Raw genomic sequence first — 15,069 nt, forward strand, 5'->3', positions numbered from 1 at the left:
GTCGTGAGTGCGTAACAGTGTTCGAACACTGTTACGCACTCACGACCCCCGCGACGGGTCAGGGAGGCCGGCGACGTAGGACCGCACCGCTTCGCGGAAGGCGGTCTGGTCGACCTCGGCCGTCTCCGTGGCGCGGACCGCGGTGCGCAGGGCCGGGTAGTCGTCGCCGAGGGGCTGGTCGAAGGCGGGGGAGAACGGGGCGAGGATCGAACCGAGGACCACGTAGTCGATGCCGAGCACCACGCGCAGCGCCGCCGCCGGGGTGAACCCCGCCCCGGCGAGCATGGTCAGCACGTCCTCGTAGGCCTGGCGGGATTCGGTGATGGTCACCGCGCGGCGGGCGATGATCCCCACCGCGTTGGGGTGCTTGGCGAAGGCCGCGTGGTAGGTGTGGGCCCAGGCCAGCAGGCCCGCGCGCCAGTCCGCCGGGTCGAGCTGCAGGGGCGGGATGTCCGCGGTGATGATTTCGGTGATCAGTTCGAGGATGTCGTCCTTGCCGCTGACGTGCGTGTACAGGGACGGGGCCTGGACGCCGAGCTTGGCCGCGATGCGCCGGACGGTCAGCGCTTCGGCGCCTTCCCGGTCGACGACCGCGAGCGCGGCCAGCCCGATGTCGTGCCTGGTCAGCGAGCCGCGCTTGGTCTGGGTCACCGGTCCTCCTCCGTGATCGCTGGCGCCTCCCATTCTTCCCGAGCGGGGGCCGGTCGTGGGATCCGTCGGCCGCCGAGGTCTTCCCAAAGCCCCGGCGGGGGCCTACAGTCCGTGCCTAACTTAGTTAGGCAAGCCGGTCCGGAGGAGGACGCAGGCATGGAAATCCAAGCTGCCGGGGGGAATCCGGACGAGGACGCGGCGCGGCTGCGCGAGCTCGGCTACGAGCCCCAGCTCAAGCGCGGGCTGGGGGTGCTCGGCAACATCACGATGGGTTTCGCGACGATCTCCCCGGTCGTCGGGCTCTACGCGGTGGCGCTGGTCGGCACGACGATCGCCGGGCCCCGGTGGGTGTGGGCGCTGCCGGTCTGCCTGGTCGGGCAGTGCCTGCTGCTGGCGCTCTACGCCGAGCTGTCCTCGCAGTTCCCGATCTCAGGCGGTGCCTACCAGTGGACCCGGCGGCTGGTCGGGCCGTCCTACGCCTGGTTCACCGGCTGGATCTCGCTGTGCTCCAGCCTGCTGGCCAACACCACGATCGCCTACCTGGCCGCCCCGTGGGCCTTCACCCTCGTCGGCCTCACCCCGACGCCGAACCAGTTGGTCGCGGCCGCGGCGGTGTTCGTCGTGGTGTGCTCGTTGACCAACATGCTCGGCGTGGACGTGCTGCGCCGCGCGCTGGCGATGGGCGTGGTAGCCGAGGCCGTCGCCTCGGTGCTGGTCGGGGTCGCCCTGCTGCTGGTGTTCCGCACGCAGCCGTGGTCGGTCCTGACCGAGGGGTTCGGCACCGAGGGGTTGTTCGGCGGATCCGGGCTTGCCGCGTTCGTCGCGGCGGTGGCCGTTGGGGGCTGGGCGTTCATCGGCTTCGACGCCTGCGTGTCGACCGCGGAGGAGACCCGTAACGCCACCCGCCACGTGCCGCGCGCGATCTGGATCGCACTGCTCAGCGTCGGTCTGCTGGTGATCCTCAACGCCTTCGCTGTGGTGCTCAGCCACCCCGACCCGGCGAGCGTGGTGGCCGGGGCCGACGCCGACCCGGTGACCACTGCGGTGGTGGCCTCCTTCGGCGACTGGTCGGCCAAGCCCTTCGTCGTCGTGGTGCTCCTCGCGTTCCTGGCGTGCGGGATGGCGGCGCAGGGGTCGACGGCGCGGGCGCTGTACTCGGTCGCGCGCGACGACGTGCTGCCGCTGTCGAAGTTCCTGCGCACGGTGAGCCAGCGGAGCCAGGCGCCGGTCGGCGGTGCCGTCGCGGTCACCGCGGTGGCCTGCGCCGGGCTGCTGCTGGCGCTCAACAGCGCCGCCATGGGCAGCCTCATCACCTTCGGCACCTCGGCCTTCTACCTGACCTTCCTCCTGGTGGCCCTCGCCGCGCTGGCGGCTCGGCTGCGCGGGACGTGGGTGCCCGCCGGTCGCGTCCAGTTGGGGCGGCTGGGCACCGCGCTGAACTTCGGCGCCGTGCTGTGGCTGGCGTTCGAGTTCGTCAACATCACCTGGCCGCGCGCGCTGCTCGCCCCGGTTGGCGCCCCCTGGTACCAGGTGTGGGCGGCGCCGCTGGGCACCGCGCTGATCGTCCTCATCGGACTCGGCTACTTCGCGGCCGCCAAGCCGCGCGACCGGGTCGTCCTCAGCAGTTCCTTCGCAGATCGGAGTGCCTCGTGACCATTGCGGACCTCGTCATCACCGGAGCCAGGGTGATCACGATGGACGGACCACCGGCGAGCGCGGTGGCGGTGCGGGACGGCCGCATCTGCGCGGTCGGCGACGACGTCGGTGACCACATCGGACGGCGCACCCAGGTGGTCGACGGGTCAGGGCGCACCGTCACGCCCGGTCTGGTCGACTCCCACCAGCACCCGGTGCACGGCGTCGCCAACATCCGCGGCCTGGACCTGCGGGGCGTGGTGGAGCTCGGCGAGCTCCGGGCGAAGCTGCGCGCGGAGAGCGCTCGGCTGGGGCGCGACGAGTGGCTGCTCGGGTACGGCTTGGAGTACAACGCCTTCCGGCCCGGCTGGTTGCACCGCAAGCACATCGATGACGCCATCGGCGACCACCCGGCGCTGCTGACGCTGATCGACGCGCACACGGCGTTGCTGAACACCAGGGGCCTGCAGCGGGCGGGCATCACCGGCGCGGTGGAGTTCGCCGACCGCTCGGAGGTGGTGGTCGACCCGGACGGCACGCCCACCGGCGAGCTGCACGAGACGTCGGCGGTGCGGCTCGGCGACGCGGCCGTTCCCCCGCTGGGGCTGGACGAGCTCGCGCGGCGGGTGGCCGACCTGCACCGGGCGCAGAACGCCGTAGGCATCACCGGCGAGCACATGCTGGACCTGGCGATCTGGCCGGGCACCGACGAGCTGTTCCGGGCGCTCGACGACCGCGGTGAGCTGACCGTGCGGACGCTGGTGGCGCCGTGGTGCCTGCCGGGCACCGTCGACGACACCCTGGACGTCGTCCAGGACCTGCGGAACCGGCCCGGCCGGATGTGGCGTACCGGTGCGGTCAAGTTCTTCCTGGACGGCACCATCGACGGCGGCAGCGCCTGGCTGTGCCAACCGGACTCTTGCGGGGAGGGCACCGAGCCGGTGTGGCGCGAGCCGCGGGCCTACGCGGAGGCCGTGCAGCGGGCGGTGGGCTTGGGCCTGCCGTGCTGGACGCACGCGATCGGCGACCAGGCGGTGTCCTTCGCGCTCGACACCTACGCCGTGTCGGGGCGCGCCTCCGGCGGTCGGCACCGCATCGAGCACGTCGAGCTGCTCCAGGACCGCGACGTCACCAGGTTCGCCGAGCTGGACGTGGTGGCGTCCATGCAACCCACGCACATGGACTGGACGCTGCCCGACCACAGCGACAACTGGTCCACGCGCATCGGCGAGGAGCGCTGCGGGCGGGCGTGGCGGTACCGGGACGTGCTCGCCGCGGGTGGGCACGTCGCGCTCGGCTCGGACTGGCCGATCGCCGGGTACGACCCGCGGGAGATCATGTCCGGGGCCCGGCTGCGCCGCCCGGTCGGGGAGCCGGGCCGGGAGCCGGTGGTGCCGGAGCAGGCGCTGACCGCGCAGCAGGTGCTCGCGGGCTACACCACCGAAGCCGCCTACGGCGCGGGGGAGGAGCAGGTGGCTGGGCGGATCCGGGTCGGCATGCGGGCGGACCTGGCGGTGTTCGACGGCGACCCGCTGACCTGCGCACCGCAGGACCTGCCGGAACTTCCGGTGGCTTGCACGGTCGTGGACGGTCGGATCGTGCACGGACCCTCGTGAGCGGCGATGGTGGTCCTTGCGACCATCGCCGCTCACGACTCGTCAGCGGGTGACGACGCGGATGGTCTCGGGGCCGAGGGCGACCTCGTCGCCCTCGGTGATCTGCTTGCCGCGGCGGGTCTCCACCTCGCCGTTGACCTGGACCAGGCCTTCCTCCAGGACCTCCTTCGCCTCCGCGCCGTGCTCGACCAGCCCGGCCAGCTTCAGCAGCTGGCCGAGCCGGATCACGTCGTCCCGGATCTCCACTTCGCGCATGGCCCCATTGTCCGCCGCGGCGCGCGGCGGCCGGGCGCGGCGGTCGGCGGTACGCTCGGTGATCGTTCGCTCACCTGCTGCGACATCCGGGAGGTCGCCGTGCCCGTCGCCGTCACCGGCAGCATCGCCACCGATCACCTGATGCACTTCCCCGGCCGGTTCACCGACCAGCTCGTCGCCGACAACCTGACGCAGGTCTCGCTGAGCTTCCTGGTCGACGACCTCGTGGTGCGGCGGGGCGGTGCCGCGGCCAACATCGCATTCGCGCTGGGCGTGCTGCGCCAGCGGCCGGTGCTGATCGGCGCGGTCGGCGACGACTTCGCCGACTACCGCTCCTGGTTGGAGCGCCACGGTGTGGACTGCTCGGGCGTGCACGTCTCGGAGGTCGCGCACACCGCCCGGTTCGTGTGCACCACCGACGAGGAGTTCAACCAGATCGCCTCCTTCTACACCGGGGCGATGGCCGAGGCCCGCAACGTGGAGCTGACCCCGGTGCTGGACCGCTCCGGCGTGGACCTGGTGTTGATCGGTCCGAACGATCCGCTGGCGATGCTGCGGCACGTCGACGAGTGCCGCCAGCGCGGCTACCCGTTCGCCAGCGACCCGTCGCAGCAGCTGGCCCGCCTCGACGGTGAGCAGGTGCGGCGGGTGGTCGATGGGGCGGAGTACCTGTTCAGCAACGAGTACGAGTGGGGGCTGCTGCTGCAGAAGACCGGCTGGACCGAGTCCGACGTGCGGGAGCGGGTCGGTGTCCGGGTCACCACGCTCGGCGCGGAGGGCGCGGAGGTGGTCGGGGGCGATGGCAAGCGGGTGCGGGTGCCCGCGGTGCCCGATCGCGGCCGGGTCGATCCGACCGGGGTGGGGGACGGGTTCCGGGCGGGCTTCCTCGCCGGTGTCCAGAGCGGGCTGTCGTGGGAGCGGGCCGCGCAGCTCGGGTCGTTGGTCGCGGTGCACGTCCTGGAGGTGACCGGGACGCAGGAGTGGACGCTGGACCACGGCCGCGCGCTGCGGCGCTTCACGGACGCTTACGGCGCTGCGGCAGCGACTGAAGTGGCCGCCTTGCTGAGCTAGTTCGCAAATTTTTGCAAGCATTGGAGCAGCTCAACGCTGGTTCCGATGGAGTATTGACTTAACTCGCGCAAGAAAATGTGATCGATGGCGACCGCTCGAAGTTGAGGAGGTTGTCATGCGATTGGCATTGCTCGCGCTCGCCGCGGCGGTCGGCGGGACCACGCTGGTGCCCGCCGCGACAGCGGAAGTGCCCGCGGCCGCCCCGGTCCGCGGACCGATCGTCCAGATGTTCCAGTGGCCGTGGGAGTCCATCGCCCGGGAGTGCACCGACTTCCTGGGGCCCAAGGGCTTCGGCGCGGTGCAGGTGTCACCGCCGCAGGAGCACGTGGTGCTCGGCGACCAGGGCCACCCCTGGTACCAGGACTACCAGCCGGTCAGCTACCAGCTGCAGAGCCGCCGCGGTGACCGCGAGCAGTTCGCCGCCATGGTGCGGACCTGCAACGACGCCGGGGTGGAGATCTACGTCGACGCGGTGGTCAACCACATGAGCGGCACCGGGTCGGTCGGCAGCGGACCGGGCAGCGGCGGCTCGACCTACGAGAAGTACGACTACCCGGGCGTGTACTCCGACGCCGACTTCCACGGTTGCCGCCGCGACATCGCGAACTACCAGGACAAGTGGGAGGTGCGCAACTGCGAGCTGGTCGGGCTGGCGGACCTGGCCACCGAGTCCGAGCACGTGCGCAGCACGCTGACCGCCTACCTGGACGACCTGGTGGGGATGGGTGTGTCCGGCTTCCGGGTGGACGGCGTCAAGCACATGCCGCCGGAGGACGTCGGCGCGATCTTCGGTGCGGTGCGGGACGTCCCGGGCACGGGTGCCCGGCCCTACGTGTTCCAGGAGGTGATCGCGGACGGCACGACGACCGCGGGGGAGTACACCGGCAACGGGGACGTGACCGAGTTCGGCTACTACGGGGTCGTGGCCAACGCCGTCCGCGACGGTTCGCTGGCGCAGTTGGCGAACCTGCCGGAGCGGATGTCGCTGCCGAGCGACCAGGCGGTGGTGTTCATCGACAACCACGACACGCAGCGCAGTTCGCCGATCCTGACCTACGCGGACGGCGTCACCTACGACCTGGCGGTCGCGTTCGAGCTGGCCTACCCGTACGGGACGCCGCAGCTGATCTCCGGTTTCGCCTTCGACGACAACGACGCCGGGCCACCGGCCGAGGCGGACGGGACGACGCAGGCGGCCAGCTGCGACAACTCGGCGTGGACCTGCGAGCACCGGCGGCCGATCATCGCCGGGATGGCCGGGTTCCACGGGGAGGTGCAGGGCACTGAACTCGTGAACTGGTGGGACAACGGCGGTGGGCAGGTCGCGTTCGGGCGCGGGGACAAGGGCTTCGTGGCGATCAACCGGGAGGGTGGCGAGCTGTCCCAGACCTTCCAGAGCTCCCTGCCCGCCGGGACCTACTGCGACGTGATGAGCGGTGAGCTGGTGGACGGCGCGTGCACCGGCACGACCGTCGAGGTGGGGCAGGACGGCAGGTTCGACGCGACCGTCGCGCCGAACTCCGGCCTGGCCCTCCACGCCGGAGCCAAGCTCTGAGCGCCGTGTTGACCGGAGGTGCGCGATTTCGCGACACGGCTTGCGAAATCGCGCACCTCGTCGTGGTTCTCTGTTGTCAGCGCACGGTTTTCAGCGTGCCAGGTCGTTCTCGCTGAACCTGGCGTAGCGTGAACTGTTCGGTAAAAGTGCGCCAGGATCGGCAGTTCGGCCCAACCGGGTTCAGCCCGCCGGATCAATCAGCGCCTCGGCCACCGCCGAGATGTCCTCCGGGCCCACCCGGCAGCAGCCGCCGATCACCCGGGCACCGGCCGCCCGCCAGCTGTGCGCGAGTTCGGGGGACAACTGCGCCCGGCCGGTCCACGTCCGCCGCTGCGCATCCCAGCCCTCACCGCTGTTCGGGTAGACGACGACCGGTTTCCCTGTTGTCGCGCGGGCGATTTCGATCGCGGGCAGCACGTCCCGCGGGGCCGAGCAGTTGACGCCGACCGCGATGATCCCGGGGCTGTCGGCCACCGCGAACGCCTCCGCCAGCGGTTGCCCGGCGCGGGTGCGGTCACCGGCGATGGTGTAGGAGAGCCAGGCCGGGGTGGTCAGCCCGTCGATCGCCTCCACCAGCGCTTCGGCCTCGTCGACGTCCGGGACGGTCTCCAGTGCGAAGACGTCCGGTCCGGACTCGGCCAGCACCTCCAGCCGCGGGCGGTGGAAGTCGCGCAGCTGCTGCTTGGTGCGGCCGTAACGGCCGCGGTACTCCGAGCCGTCGGCGAGCATCGCGCCGTACGGGCCGATCGACGCCGCCACCCAGCGGTGCCGACCCGGTTCGACGTCCCCGGCCAGCCGGGCCAGTTCCACGCTGCGCCGCATCAGCTTGGCGGCGTCGTTGCGCTCGATGCCGTGCGCCGCGAAGCCCTCGAAGCTCGCCTGGTAGCTGGCCGTCGTCGCGATCTCGGCCCCAGCGCGGAAGAACGTGGCGTGCGCGGCCACGACCTCCTCCGGTGAGTCGGCCAGCAGCCTGGCCGACCACAGCGAGTCGGAGAGGTCGTGCCCGCGCGCCTCCAGCTCGGTGGCCAGACCACCGTCGAGGATCGTGGTCACACTGCCGCCGAGCGTGAACGCGTTCATGCCGCTCAGCGTAGCCGCCCCCCGAAGCCCCGCAGTTTCAATTGAAACTGCGCCTCCCCCGCACGCCGAATCGCAGTTTCAATTGAAACTGCGAACCCGCCCGCTGCGTGCTCACAGTTTCAGTTGAAACTGCGGGTTCGCCTGCGTGTCGTTCACAGTTTCAGTTGAAACTGTGGCCCCGTCAGGGGTGGACAGGCGGTGTGCCGGTGTGTCGGGGGACGACACGCCGGGGTGTGTTGGGGGCAGGTGCGACTTCGGTGGAAATCGGGTGTCTGATTTCCACCGAAATCGTGGTACCTCGGCCGGAGCGCCGGAGCGCCAAAGGGCCGAGGGGGCGGAGCGATGAGGGGGCGGAGGGTCGGGTGCTGGGTGGAGTGTCGGAGGTTGGGGGAGGGGGCTGGGTCAGGATTTGACGCTGCCTGCGGTGAGGCCTCCTACCAGGAAGCGTTGGACCAGGTAGAAGACGAGCACTGCTGGGATGGCCACCAGGACTGAGGCTGCTGCCAGGTGGCCCCACTCCGCTCGGTTCTGCTGGACGAAGACCTGGAGGCCGACCGCCAGGGTCTTCGAGCGGTCCTCGGCGGAGAGGAACGCCGAGGCGAAGGCCACTTCGCTCCACGCCACGATGAACGAGTAGAACGCCGTCACCGCCAGGCCCGGTCTGGCCAGCGGCAGGACCAGTCGCCAGAACACGCCGAACGGGGAGAGCCCGTCCACCCGGCCCGCCTCGTCGATCTCGCCGGGGATCCCGTCGAAGTAGCCCTTCAGCATGTAGGTGCAGAACGGGATGGCGGTGCTGCAGTACACCAGGACCAGGCCGAGCGCGCTGCCCTGCAGGCCCAGCGTCAGCAGGATGTTGTACAGCGGCACGATCAGCACCGCGAACGGGAACATCTGCACCACCAGGAAGGACAGCAGCAGCCACCGGCGGCCCGGGAAGCGGAACCGGCTGGCCGCGTAGGCGGTGGTGGCCGCCAGCAGCACCCCGAGCACCGTGGTCAGCGCCGCGATCAGCACCGAGTTGCCGAACCAGCTCAGGAACGCGCCCTTGGCGCCGGACAACACGTCCCAGTAGTTGTCCACAGTGGAGTCAGCGAACAGCGCCGGGGTGCGCTCGATCGCCTTGGCGTCCGGCTTGAACGAGATCACCAGCACCCAGAACACCGGGAAGACCGCGATCAGCGACGCCACCACCAGTGCCGCGTGCAGGCCGATGCTGGCCGCGGTGGACCGGTGGCGCCTCGTCCTCGGGCGGGCTGCAGCGGTGGTGGCGCGCAGCGAGGCCGCGTCGATGGTCATCTCAGAGCACCTCCCCCTGCCGGGACATCACCCGGCGATAGATGGTGGCGAAGACCAGCAGGACCGACAGGATCAGCACGCCGTAGGTCGAGGCGATCGCGTAGTCCCGGGTCGCGCCGGAGAAGAACCGTTCGAATGCGTAGGTGACCAGGATCCGGGTGTGCGGGTTGTTCTCGGTGATCAGGTAGATCACCGGGAACATGTTGAACGTCCAGATCACCCCCAGCAGCACCACCGAGCTCGACACCGACCGCAGGCCCGGCAGCGTCACGTGCACGAAGCGCTGCCACGGCGAGGCCCCGTCGATCTCGGCGGCCTCGTGCAGGTCGGCGGGGATCGACTGCAGGCCGCCCAGCAGCGCCACCATCATGAACGGCACGCCGAGCCAGACGTTGACGATGATCACCGACACCAGCGCCAGGTCGGACTGGCCAAGCCACACCTGCGCGGGCAGCCCGACCGCCTCCAGCGCCCAGTTGATCAGGCCGTACTCGGCGTTGAACAGGTACCGCCAGGCGAAGGCGCTGATGAACACCGGCACCGCCCACGGCAGGATCAGCAGCACCCGGTACAGCCCGCGGAAGCGCAGCTGCCGGTTGAGCAGCACCGCCAGCGCCAGGCCGATCGCGTAGTGGCAGAACACGCACGCACCGGTCCAGATGACGGTGCGCACCAGGGTCGCCCAGAACGAGCCGTAGGCCGGGTCGCCGGACAGCACGTTGAGGTAGTTGGCGAGCCCGACGAACTCGTAGCTGGCCTCGCGGTCGAGCACCGGGTTGGCGATGTTGGTGTCGTTGATGTCGGTGAACCCGAAGAACAGCCCCTGCAGCAGGGGCAGCACCACGAGCAGCGCGAGCACCGCCACGACCGGCAGGACCATCGCGTAGGCGAACCAGTGCCGCGCGAGCAGATTCCGCAACCGCATGTCGACCTCAGCGCAGCGCGTAGCCGGGGACGACGGAGGTCTGGTAGGTCCGCGCGAGCCCGTCGAGCGCGACGCCGGTTTCCTGGCGTCCGGCCAGGATCTCGGCGTAGGCGGTCTGCAGCGGCTCCAGCAGCTCGGCGTTCTCCGGGATCCACGGCCGGTCGTGGGTGTCGGCGGCCAGCGGCCGGAACGCCGAGACCACGGGGTGCTGCGCCACGGCCGGGTCGTCGTAGGCGGACTGGCGGGTCGGCAGCAGGCCGAGCTCCGCGGCGATCTTGGCCTGGTTCTCGGTGCTGCTCATGCACTGCACGAACTTGACCGAGGCGTCGGTGGCGTCGCTGCCCTGCCGGATCACGTAGTCGTGGCCGCCGACCGGCGAGGTGCCCGAGCCGGGCAGCGGGGCGATGCCGAGGTTCGCCGGGTCGGCGAACCGCTCGGACTGTAGGTACTCCGCGACCGCCCACGGCCCGTCCACGACCATCGCCACGTCGCCGGAGGTGAACGCGGCCTTCATCGTGGTGTAGGAGTTCGGCTGGTCGAGCGCGGTGCGGGCGGCACCGGCGTCGAGCAGGTCCTTGGCCACCTGCACGCCGCGCACCGACTCGGGCGAGTTCACCGAGATGGTGCGGGATCCGGTGTCCAGCAGGTCGCCGCCGTGCGAGTAGAGGAACGGCAGCGCGTAGTACTCGTCGTTGTTGATGAACAGCGCCCGGTCCCCGCCGAGCTTCGGGGCGGTGGCCCGGAGCTCGTCCCAGGTCTTCGGTGGTTCGACGCCGGCCTGCGCCAGCTCCGCCTTGTCGTAGAACAGCGCGAGCGCGTCGGTGATCTGCGGGACGGCGTAGGTCTTGCCCTCGTACCTCGTCGATTCCAGCGGCGCGGGCAGGAAGTCGGCGGTGTCGGCGGCCAGCGGGGTGCCCGACAGGTCCTGGACCAGCCCGGCCTGCGCGAGCTGGGCGACCCAGCCGACGTCGGCGCGCAGCACGTCCGGGCCCTGACCACCCTGCGCCGCGGTCTTGTAGTTGTTCAGGGCTTGGTCGAAGGAGACCGGTTCGACGCGCACCTGGTAGCCGCCGGTGCGCCCGCACTCGGTCGCGATCTCGCGGAACACCCCGCTCTCCGCCGAACCGCTGGTGTCCCAGTAGATGACCTCGCCGGGGTTGCCGCTGCTGCCGCCGCACCCGGCGGCGAGCACGCCGACTAGGCCCAGGGCGGCGCCGACCGTGGCCTTGGGTCTCATGTTCGGACCTCCTGTTTGCAAAAATTTGCGAACACTTGGAGGTAAATTGCATACCCAGGATGTGAGCAAAGTCAAGGTCTTTCAGGTTCTTGGTGGAGTCATTTCCGGAAACCGCCGGTGGCGGCGCTTGCAAATTATTTCGATCGTGTGCAGGATCGTGGCAGGAAGTGGTCCTGGGGCGACAGGAGCGGAGCAGTGGCGGGTCTGGCCGATATCGCCGAGGCGGCGGGGGTGAGCGTGTCCACGGTGAGCCGGGTGCTCAACCGCAAGGGGGGCATCAAGGAGGAGACCCGGCAACGAGTCCTCGAAGTCCTCAACCAGATGCCGCACACCGCGCGCGGCACTGGCGCGCTGCGCCGCACCGGGGTCATCGGCCTGCTGGTGCCGGAGCTGTCCAACCCGGTGTTCCCGGCCTTCGCCGAGGCGCTGGAGAGCCGCGCCTCGCTGGCGGGCTACTCGTCGCTGCTGTGCAACACCCGGGCGGCGATGACCGAGAAGGACTACGTCCGGATGCTGGTCGCGCGCGGGGTCGAGGGCATGATCTTCGTGTCGCCGGAGATCGCCAACCCGGACAACGACGAGCGCCGCAGCCGGGGCTACTACGAGAAGCTGCGCGCCGAGGGCATCCGGATGGTGTTCGTCAACGGCAGCGCGCCGAGCCTGGACGTCCCGGACATCACCGTCGACGAGCACCTGGCCGGGCACACGGCCGCGCGGCACCTGCTGGAGCTGGGCCACCGCCGCATCGGCTTCGTCAGCGGTCCGGCCCGCGCCCTGCCGTCCCGGATGAAGCGTGCGGGCTGGGCGGCGGCGCTGGAGGAGGCCGGGGTGGAGCCGAGCCCGGACCTGGTCGCGCACGCGCCGTTCGGCGCGGAAGGTGGCGCGCAGGCCATGGGCGAGCTGCTCGACGGTCCGGAGCCCACGGCGGTGCTGTGCTCCTCGGACGTCATGGCGCTCGGCGCGATGCGCGAGGCCAAGCGGCGTGGGCTGTCCACCCCGGAGGACCTCTCGGTGGTCGGCTTCGACGACATCCCGCTGGCCGCCTACTGCCAGCCCGCGCTCACCACGCTGGCCCAGCCGATCCGGGACATGGCCGCGGCGGCGGTCGACGAGCTGACCCGCCAGCTCGACCCGGACGAGCCGGTGCGGGCCTCGACCAACTTCAGCCGCATGTTCCGACCGAACCTGATCGTCCGCGAGTCCACCCGGCAGCGGTGACCGCCCGGAGAACGAGGAGCAAGGATGTCGAATTGGTGGCGTGACGCCGTCGTCTACCAGGTCTACGTGCGCAGCTTCGCCGACGGTGACGGGGACGGCGTCGGCGATCTGGCGGGGATCCGAGACCGGCTGCCACACCTGGTCTCCCTCGGCGTGGACGCCGTGTGGCTGACCCCGTTCTACCCCTCGCCGATGGCCGACGGCGGCTACGACGTGGCCGACTACTGCGACGTTGACCCGACCTTCGGTTCGCTGGCCGACTTCGATGCGCTGGTCTCCCGGGCCCACGAACTGGGCCTGCGGGTGCTCGTCGACGTCGTGCCCAACCACACCTCCGACCAGCACCCGTGGTTCGCCGAGGCGCTGGCCGCGGCGCCGGGCGACCCTGCCCGGGACCGGTACCTGTTCCGCGACGGCCGGGGCGAGCGCGGCGAACTGCCGCCCAACGACTGGGAGTCGATCTTCGGCGGCCCGGCCTGGACCCGGCTGCCCGACGGCCAGTGGTACCTGCACCTGTTCGACCCGGCGCAACCCGACCTGAACTGGCGGAACCCGGCGGTGCGCGCGGACTTCCGCAAGGTGCTGGGGTTCTGGCTGGACCGCGGCGTCGACGGGTTCCGCATCGACGTCGCGCACGGCATGATCAAGCACCCGGACCTGCCCGACACCGGCCTGGACGAGCAGATCTCGCTGCTGGGTCGCGGCGAGCTGCCCTACTTCGACCAGGACGAGGTGCACGAGATCTACCGCGACTGGCGGCAGCTGCTCGACTCCTACCGCGGCGAGCGGATCGGGGTGGCCGAGGCGTGGGCGTCGACCAGCGAGCGGCTGGCCCGCTACGTGCGCCCCGACGAACTGCACCAGGCGTTCAACTTCGCGCTGCTGGAGGCGTCCTGGTCGGCCGCGGAGTTCCGGGAGGTGGTGGCGGAGTCACTGGCCACCACGGCGGCGGTCGGCGCGACCACCACCTGGGTGCTCGGCAACCACGACGTCCAGCGCCCGGTGACCCGCTACGGCGGCGGCGAGCTCGGCACCCGGCGAGCCCGCGCGGCGGCGTTGCTCAGCTTCGCGCTGCCCGGTTCGGTCTACGTCTACCAGGGCGAGGAGCTCGGCCTGCCCGAGGTGCTGGACCTGCCCGCCGAAGCGCGCCAGGACCCGATCTGGAAGCGCTCCGGTGGCACCGACCCGGGCCGCGACGGCTGCCGAGTGCCGATGCCGTGGTCCGGGGACCGGCCGCCGTTCGGCTTCAGCACGGGGGAGAGCTGGCTGCCCGTGCCTGCGGAGTGGGCGACCTCGACGGTCGCTGAGCAGGAGCGCGGTGCGGGCTCGGTGCTGCGCACCTACCGCGAGGCCTTGGCGCTGCGGCGGGCGGACCCGGCGCTCGGCGACGGGGAGCTGGAGTGGATCGGCGCGCCTGAGGACGTGCTGGTCTTCCGCCGGGGCTCGGACTTCGTGTGCGCCACCAACTTCGGCACAGCTGACGTCGCCCTGGACCTGCCCGGCCACCTGCTCTGCCGCAGCGATGCCGTGACCAGCTGGGACGGTGTGCTGCCCGGCGCGACCACGGTGTGGTTGGGAAGGATTAACCAAGAATCCTCCTAACAGGTCTGTTTTTGCCGGTTCCGGCGTGGTCGCATGGATCCCCCTTGCACTGGAGGTGGTTCATGTTGCGACGATTAGCCACGGGCGCAGCGGCACTCGCACTCGCCGCGCTCGGTGTGGTCGGACTGGGGCAGGCACCCGCGTTCGCCGCGCCGAACTTCCAGGTCCCGTTCAAGTGCGGCGTCACCGTGACGGCCGCGACCTTCAGCGGCCACAACCCGGCGAACTCGGTGGACTTCCAGAAGTCCGGCATCACCGGCATGCCGGTGCTCGCCTCCGCGGCGGGCACCGTCACCCGGGTGGCCAACGAGGGCGACACCAGCTACGGCCGCTGGATCGAGCTGGACCACGGCAGCGGCTGGCGCACCCGCTACGCCCACCTGTCCACGCAGAGCGTCTCGGTGGGGCAGAAGGTGTCCCTCGGCGCGAAGATCGGCACCGCGGGCGCCACCGGTGGCGTGACCGGCCCGCACCTGCACTACGAGCAGCGCCAGAACGGCACCGTGGTCAAGGCCAAGCTCAACGGCGTGGCCGTGCCCTACTTCGGCAAGACGTCGTTCACCAGCAAGAACAACTGCAGCGGCAACCCGTACACGCCGACCGAGGTGTGCGGTTCGGGCTACAGCGTGATCAACTCCAAGGCGCTGTCCAGCGCGGGCACCGTCTACCTGCTCTACAACGCCTCGAACAAGAACAACTGCGTGGTGACGCTGAAGTCGACCTCGCTGGGCAAGGCGACCCCGACCTCGGCCTTCCTGGAGGTCAAGGGCAAGCAGCGGGCGACCGACTCCGGTGACTTCACCTACTACGCGGGGCCGGTCCGCAAGGAGGCCGGTGCCACCTGCGTGAAGTGGGGCGGCTCGGTCGGCTCGAACTCCTACGAGAGCCCCTTCGAGCACTGCAGCTGACACCCCGGGGCGGACCG

13 protein-coding genes are annotated in these 15,069 nt (G+C 70.7%); 7 read left to right on the plus strand and 6 right to left on the minus strand.

Annotation, left to right across the window (positions count from 1 at the left end; translation table 11 throughout):
* Window positions 1–39: 39 nt before the first annotated feature.
* Entirely contained in the window at window positions 40–651 is a 612-nt protein-coding gene (locus tag ABT324_RS22930) for a TetR/AcrR family transcriptional regulator (protein ID WP_351181118.1), read from the minus strand.
* Window positions 652–807: 156 nt separating this feature from the next.
* Here ABT324_RS22930 and ABT324_RS22935 point away from each other — a divergent pair, with 156 nt between their 5' ends.
* Together ABT324_RS22935 and ABT324_RS22940 are read left to right on the plus strand one after the other, a co-directional pair.
* On the plus strand, window positions 808–2,304 hold the full coding sequence (locus ABT324_RS22935; protein ID WP_351181121.1) for an APC family permease: 1,497 nt from the start codon (window positions 808–810) through the stop codon (window positions 2,302–2,304).
* Window positions 2,301–3,902 (plus strand): amidohydrolase, encoded by a 1,602-nt coding sequence (locus ABT324_RS22940; protein WP_351181124.1) that lies wholly within the window; start codon window positions 2,301–2,303, stop codon window positions 3,900–3,902. The genes ABT324_RS22935 and ABT324_RS22940 overlap by 4 nt, the downstream gene beginning before the upstream one ends.
* Window positions 3,903–3,944: 42 nt before the next feature.
* Here ABT324_RS22940 and ABT324_RS22945 read toward each other — a convergent pair whose 3' ends face one another.
* Window positions 3,945–4,157: an RNA-binding S4 domain-containing protein gene (locus ABT324_RS22945; protein WP_150070203.1), complete on the minus strand. Its 213-nt coding sequence runs from the start codon at window positions 4,155–4,157 to the stop codon at window positions 3,945–3,947.
* A gap of 141 nt (window positions 4,158–4,298) precedes the next feature.
* Between ABT324_RS22945 and ABT324_RS22950 the strand changes: the two genes are divergently transcribed.
* Both ABT324_RS22950 and ABT324_RS22955 read left to right on the plus strand, forming a co-directional pair.
* A complete protein-coding gene (locus ABT324_RS22950; RefSeq protein ID WP_351181303.1) occupies window positions 4,299–5,228 on the plus strand; it encodes a carbohydrate kinase family protein in 930 nt (309 codons plus the stop codon).
* A 115-nt stretch (window positions 5,229–5,343) separates the two neighbouring features.
* On the plus strand, window positions 5,344–6,783 hold the full coding sequence (locus ABT324_RS22955; RefSeq protein ID WP_351181127.1) for an alpha-amylase: 1,440 nt from the start codon (window positions 5,344–5,346) through the stop codon (window positions 6,781–6,783).
* 180 nt (window positions 6,784–6,963) lie between these two features.
* Here the strand turns inward: ABT324_RS22955 and mmuM are convergent, their stop codons facing one another.
* The 4 genes from mmuM to ABT324_RS22975 all read right to left on the minus strand — a co-directional run bounded on the left by mmuM (window position 6,964) and on the right by ABT324_RS22975 (window position 11,324).
* Entirely contained in the window at window positions 6,964–7,863 is a 900-nt protein-coding gene (mmuM, locus tag ABT324_RS22960; protein ID WP_351181130.1) for a homocysteine S-methyltransferase, read from the minus strand.
* Window positions 7,864–8,265: 402 nt separating this feature from the next.
* Complete coding sequence (locus ABT324_RS22965; protein ID WP_351181133.1) at window positions 8,266–9,162, minus strand: sugar ABC transporter permease; 897 nt, start codon at window positions 9,160–9,162, stop codon at window positions 8,266–8,268.
* 1 nt (window position 9,163) lies between these two features.
* Window positions 9,164–10,087, minus strand: a complete 924-nt coding sequence (locus ABT324_RS22970; RefSeq protein ID WP_351181136.1) for a carbohydrate ABC transporter permease — start codon at window positions 10,085–10,087, stop codon at window positions 9,164–9,166.
* Between the two features lie 7 nt (window positions 10,088–10,094).
* Window positions 10,095–11,324, minus strand: coding sequence for an extracellular solute-binding protein (locus ABT324_RS22975; protein ID WP_351181139.1), 1,230 nt, complete (start codon window positions 11,322–11,324; stop codon window positions 10,095–10,097).
* Between the two features lie 195 nt (window positions 11,325–11,519).
* Between ABT324_RS22975 and ABT324_RS22980 the strand changes: the two genes are divergently transcribed.
* The 3 genes from ABT324_RS22980 (at window position 11,520) to ABT324_RS22990 (ending at window position 15,052) form a co-directional block, all read left to right on the plus strand.
* Window positions 11,520–12,542 (plus strand): LacI family DNA-binding transcriptional regulator, encoded by a 1,023-nt coding sequence (locus ABT324_RS22980; protein ID WP_351181142.1) that lies wholly within the window; start codon window positions 11,520–11,522, stop codon window positions 12,540–12,542.
* Between the two features lie 24 nt (window positions 12,543–12,566).
* On the plus strand, window positions 12,567–14,144 hold the full coding sequence (locus ABT324_RS22985; RefSeq protein ID WP_351181145.1) for a glycoside hydrolase family 13 protein: 1,578 nt from the start codon (window positions 12,567–12,569) through the stop codon (window positions 14,142–14,144).
* A gap of 62 nt (window positions 14,145–14,206) precedes the next feature.
* Window positions 14,207–15,052 (plus strand): M23 family metallopeptidase, encoded by an 846-nt coding sequence (locus tag ABT324_RS22990; RefSeq protein WP_351181148.1) that lies wholly within the window; start codon window positions 14,207–14,209, stop codon window positions 15,050–15,052.
* Window positions 15,053–15,069 lie beyond the last annotated feature (17 nt).

The organism is Saccharopolyspora sp. NPDC000359 (genome assembly GCF_040300525.1).
Classification (GTDB): domain Bacteria; phylum Actinomycetota; class Actinomycetes; order Mycobacteriales; family Pseudonocardiaceae; genus Saccharopolyspora.

Coding starts and splice junctions, on each gene's coding strand:
- ABT324_RS22950 (WP_351181303.1), top strand. CDS start 4,299: ATGCACTTCCCCGGCCGGTTCACCGACCAGCTCGTCGCCGACAACCTG.
- ABT324_RS22975 (WP_351181139.1), bottom strand. CDS start 11,324: ATGAGACCCAAGGCCACGGTCGGCGCCGCCCTGGGCCTAGTCGGCGTG.
- ABT324_RS22985 (WP_351181145.1), top strand. CDS start 12,567: ATGTCGAATTGGTGGCGTGACGCCGTCGTCTACCAGGTCTACGTGCGC.
- ABT324_RS22965 (WP_351181133.1), bottom strand. CDS start 9,162: ATGACCATCGACGCGGCCTCGCTGCGCGCCACCACCGCTGCAGCCCGC.
- ABT324_RS22955 (WP_351181127.1), top strand. CDS start 5,344: ATGCGATTGGCATTGCTCGCGCTCGCCGCGGCGGTCGGCGGGACCACG.
- ABT324_RS22990 (WP_351181148.1), top strand. CDS start 14,207: ATGTTGCGACGATTAGCCACGGGCGCAGCGGCACTCGCACTCGCCGCG.
- mmuM (WP_351181130.1), bottom strand. CDS start 7,863: ATGAACGCGTTCACGCTCGGCGGCAGTGTGACCACGATCCTCGACGGT.
- ABT324_RS22935 (WP_351181121.1), top strand. CDS start 808: ATGGAAATCCAAGCTGCCGGGGGGAATCCGGACGAGGACGCGGCGCGG.
- ABT324_RS22970 (WP_351181136.1), bottom strand. CDS start 10,087: ATGCGGTTGCGGAATCTGCTCGCGCGGCACTGGTTCGCCTACGCGATG.
- ABT324_RS22945 (WP_150070203.1), bottom strand. CDS start 4,157: ATGCGCGAAGTGGAGATCCGGGACGACGTGATCCGGCTCGGCCAGCTG.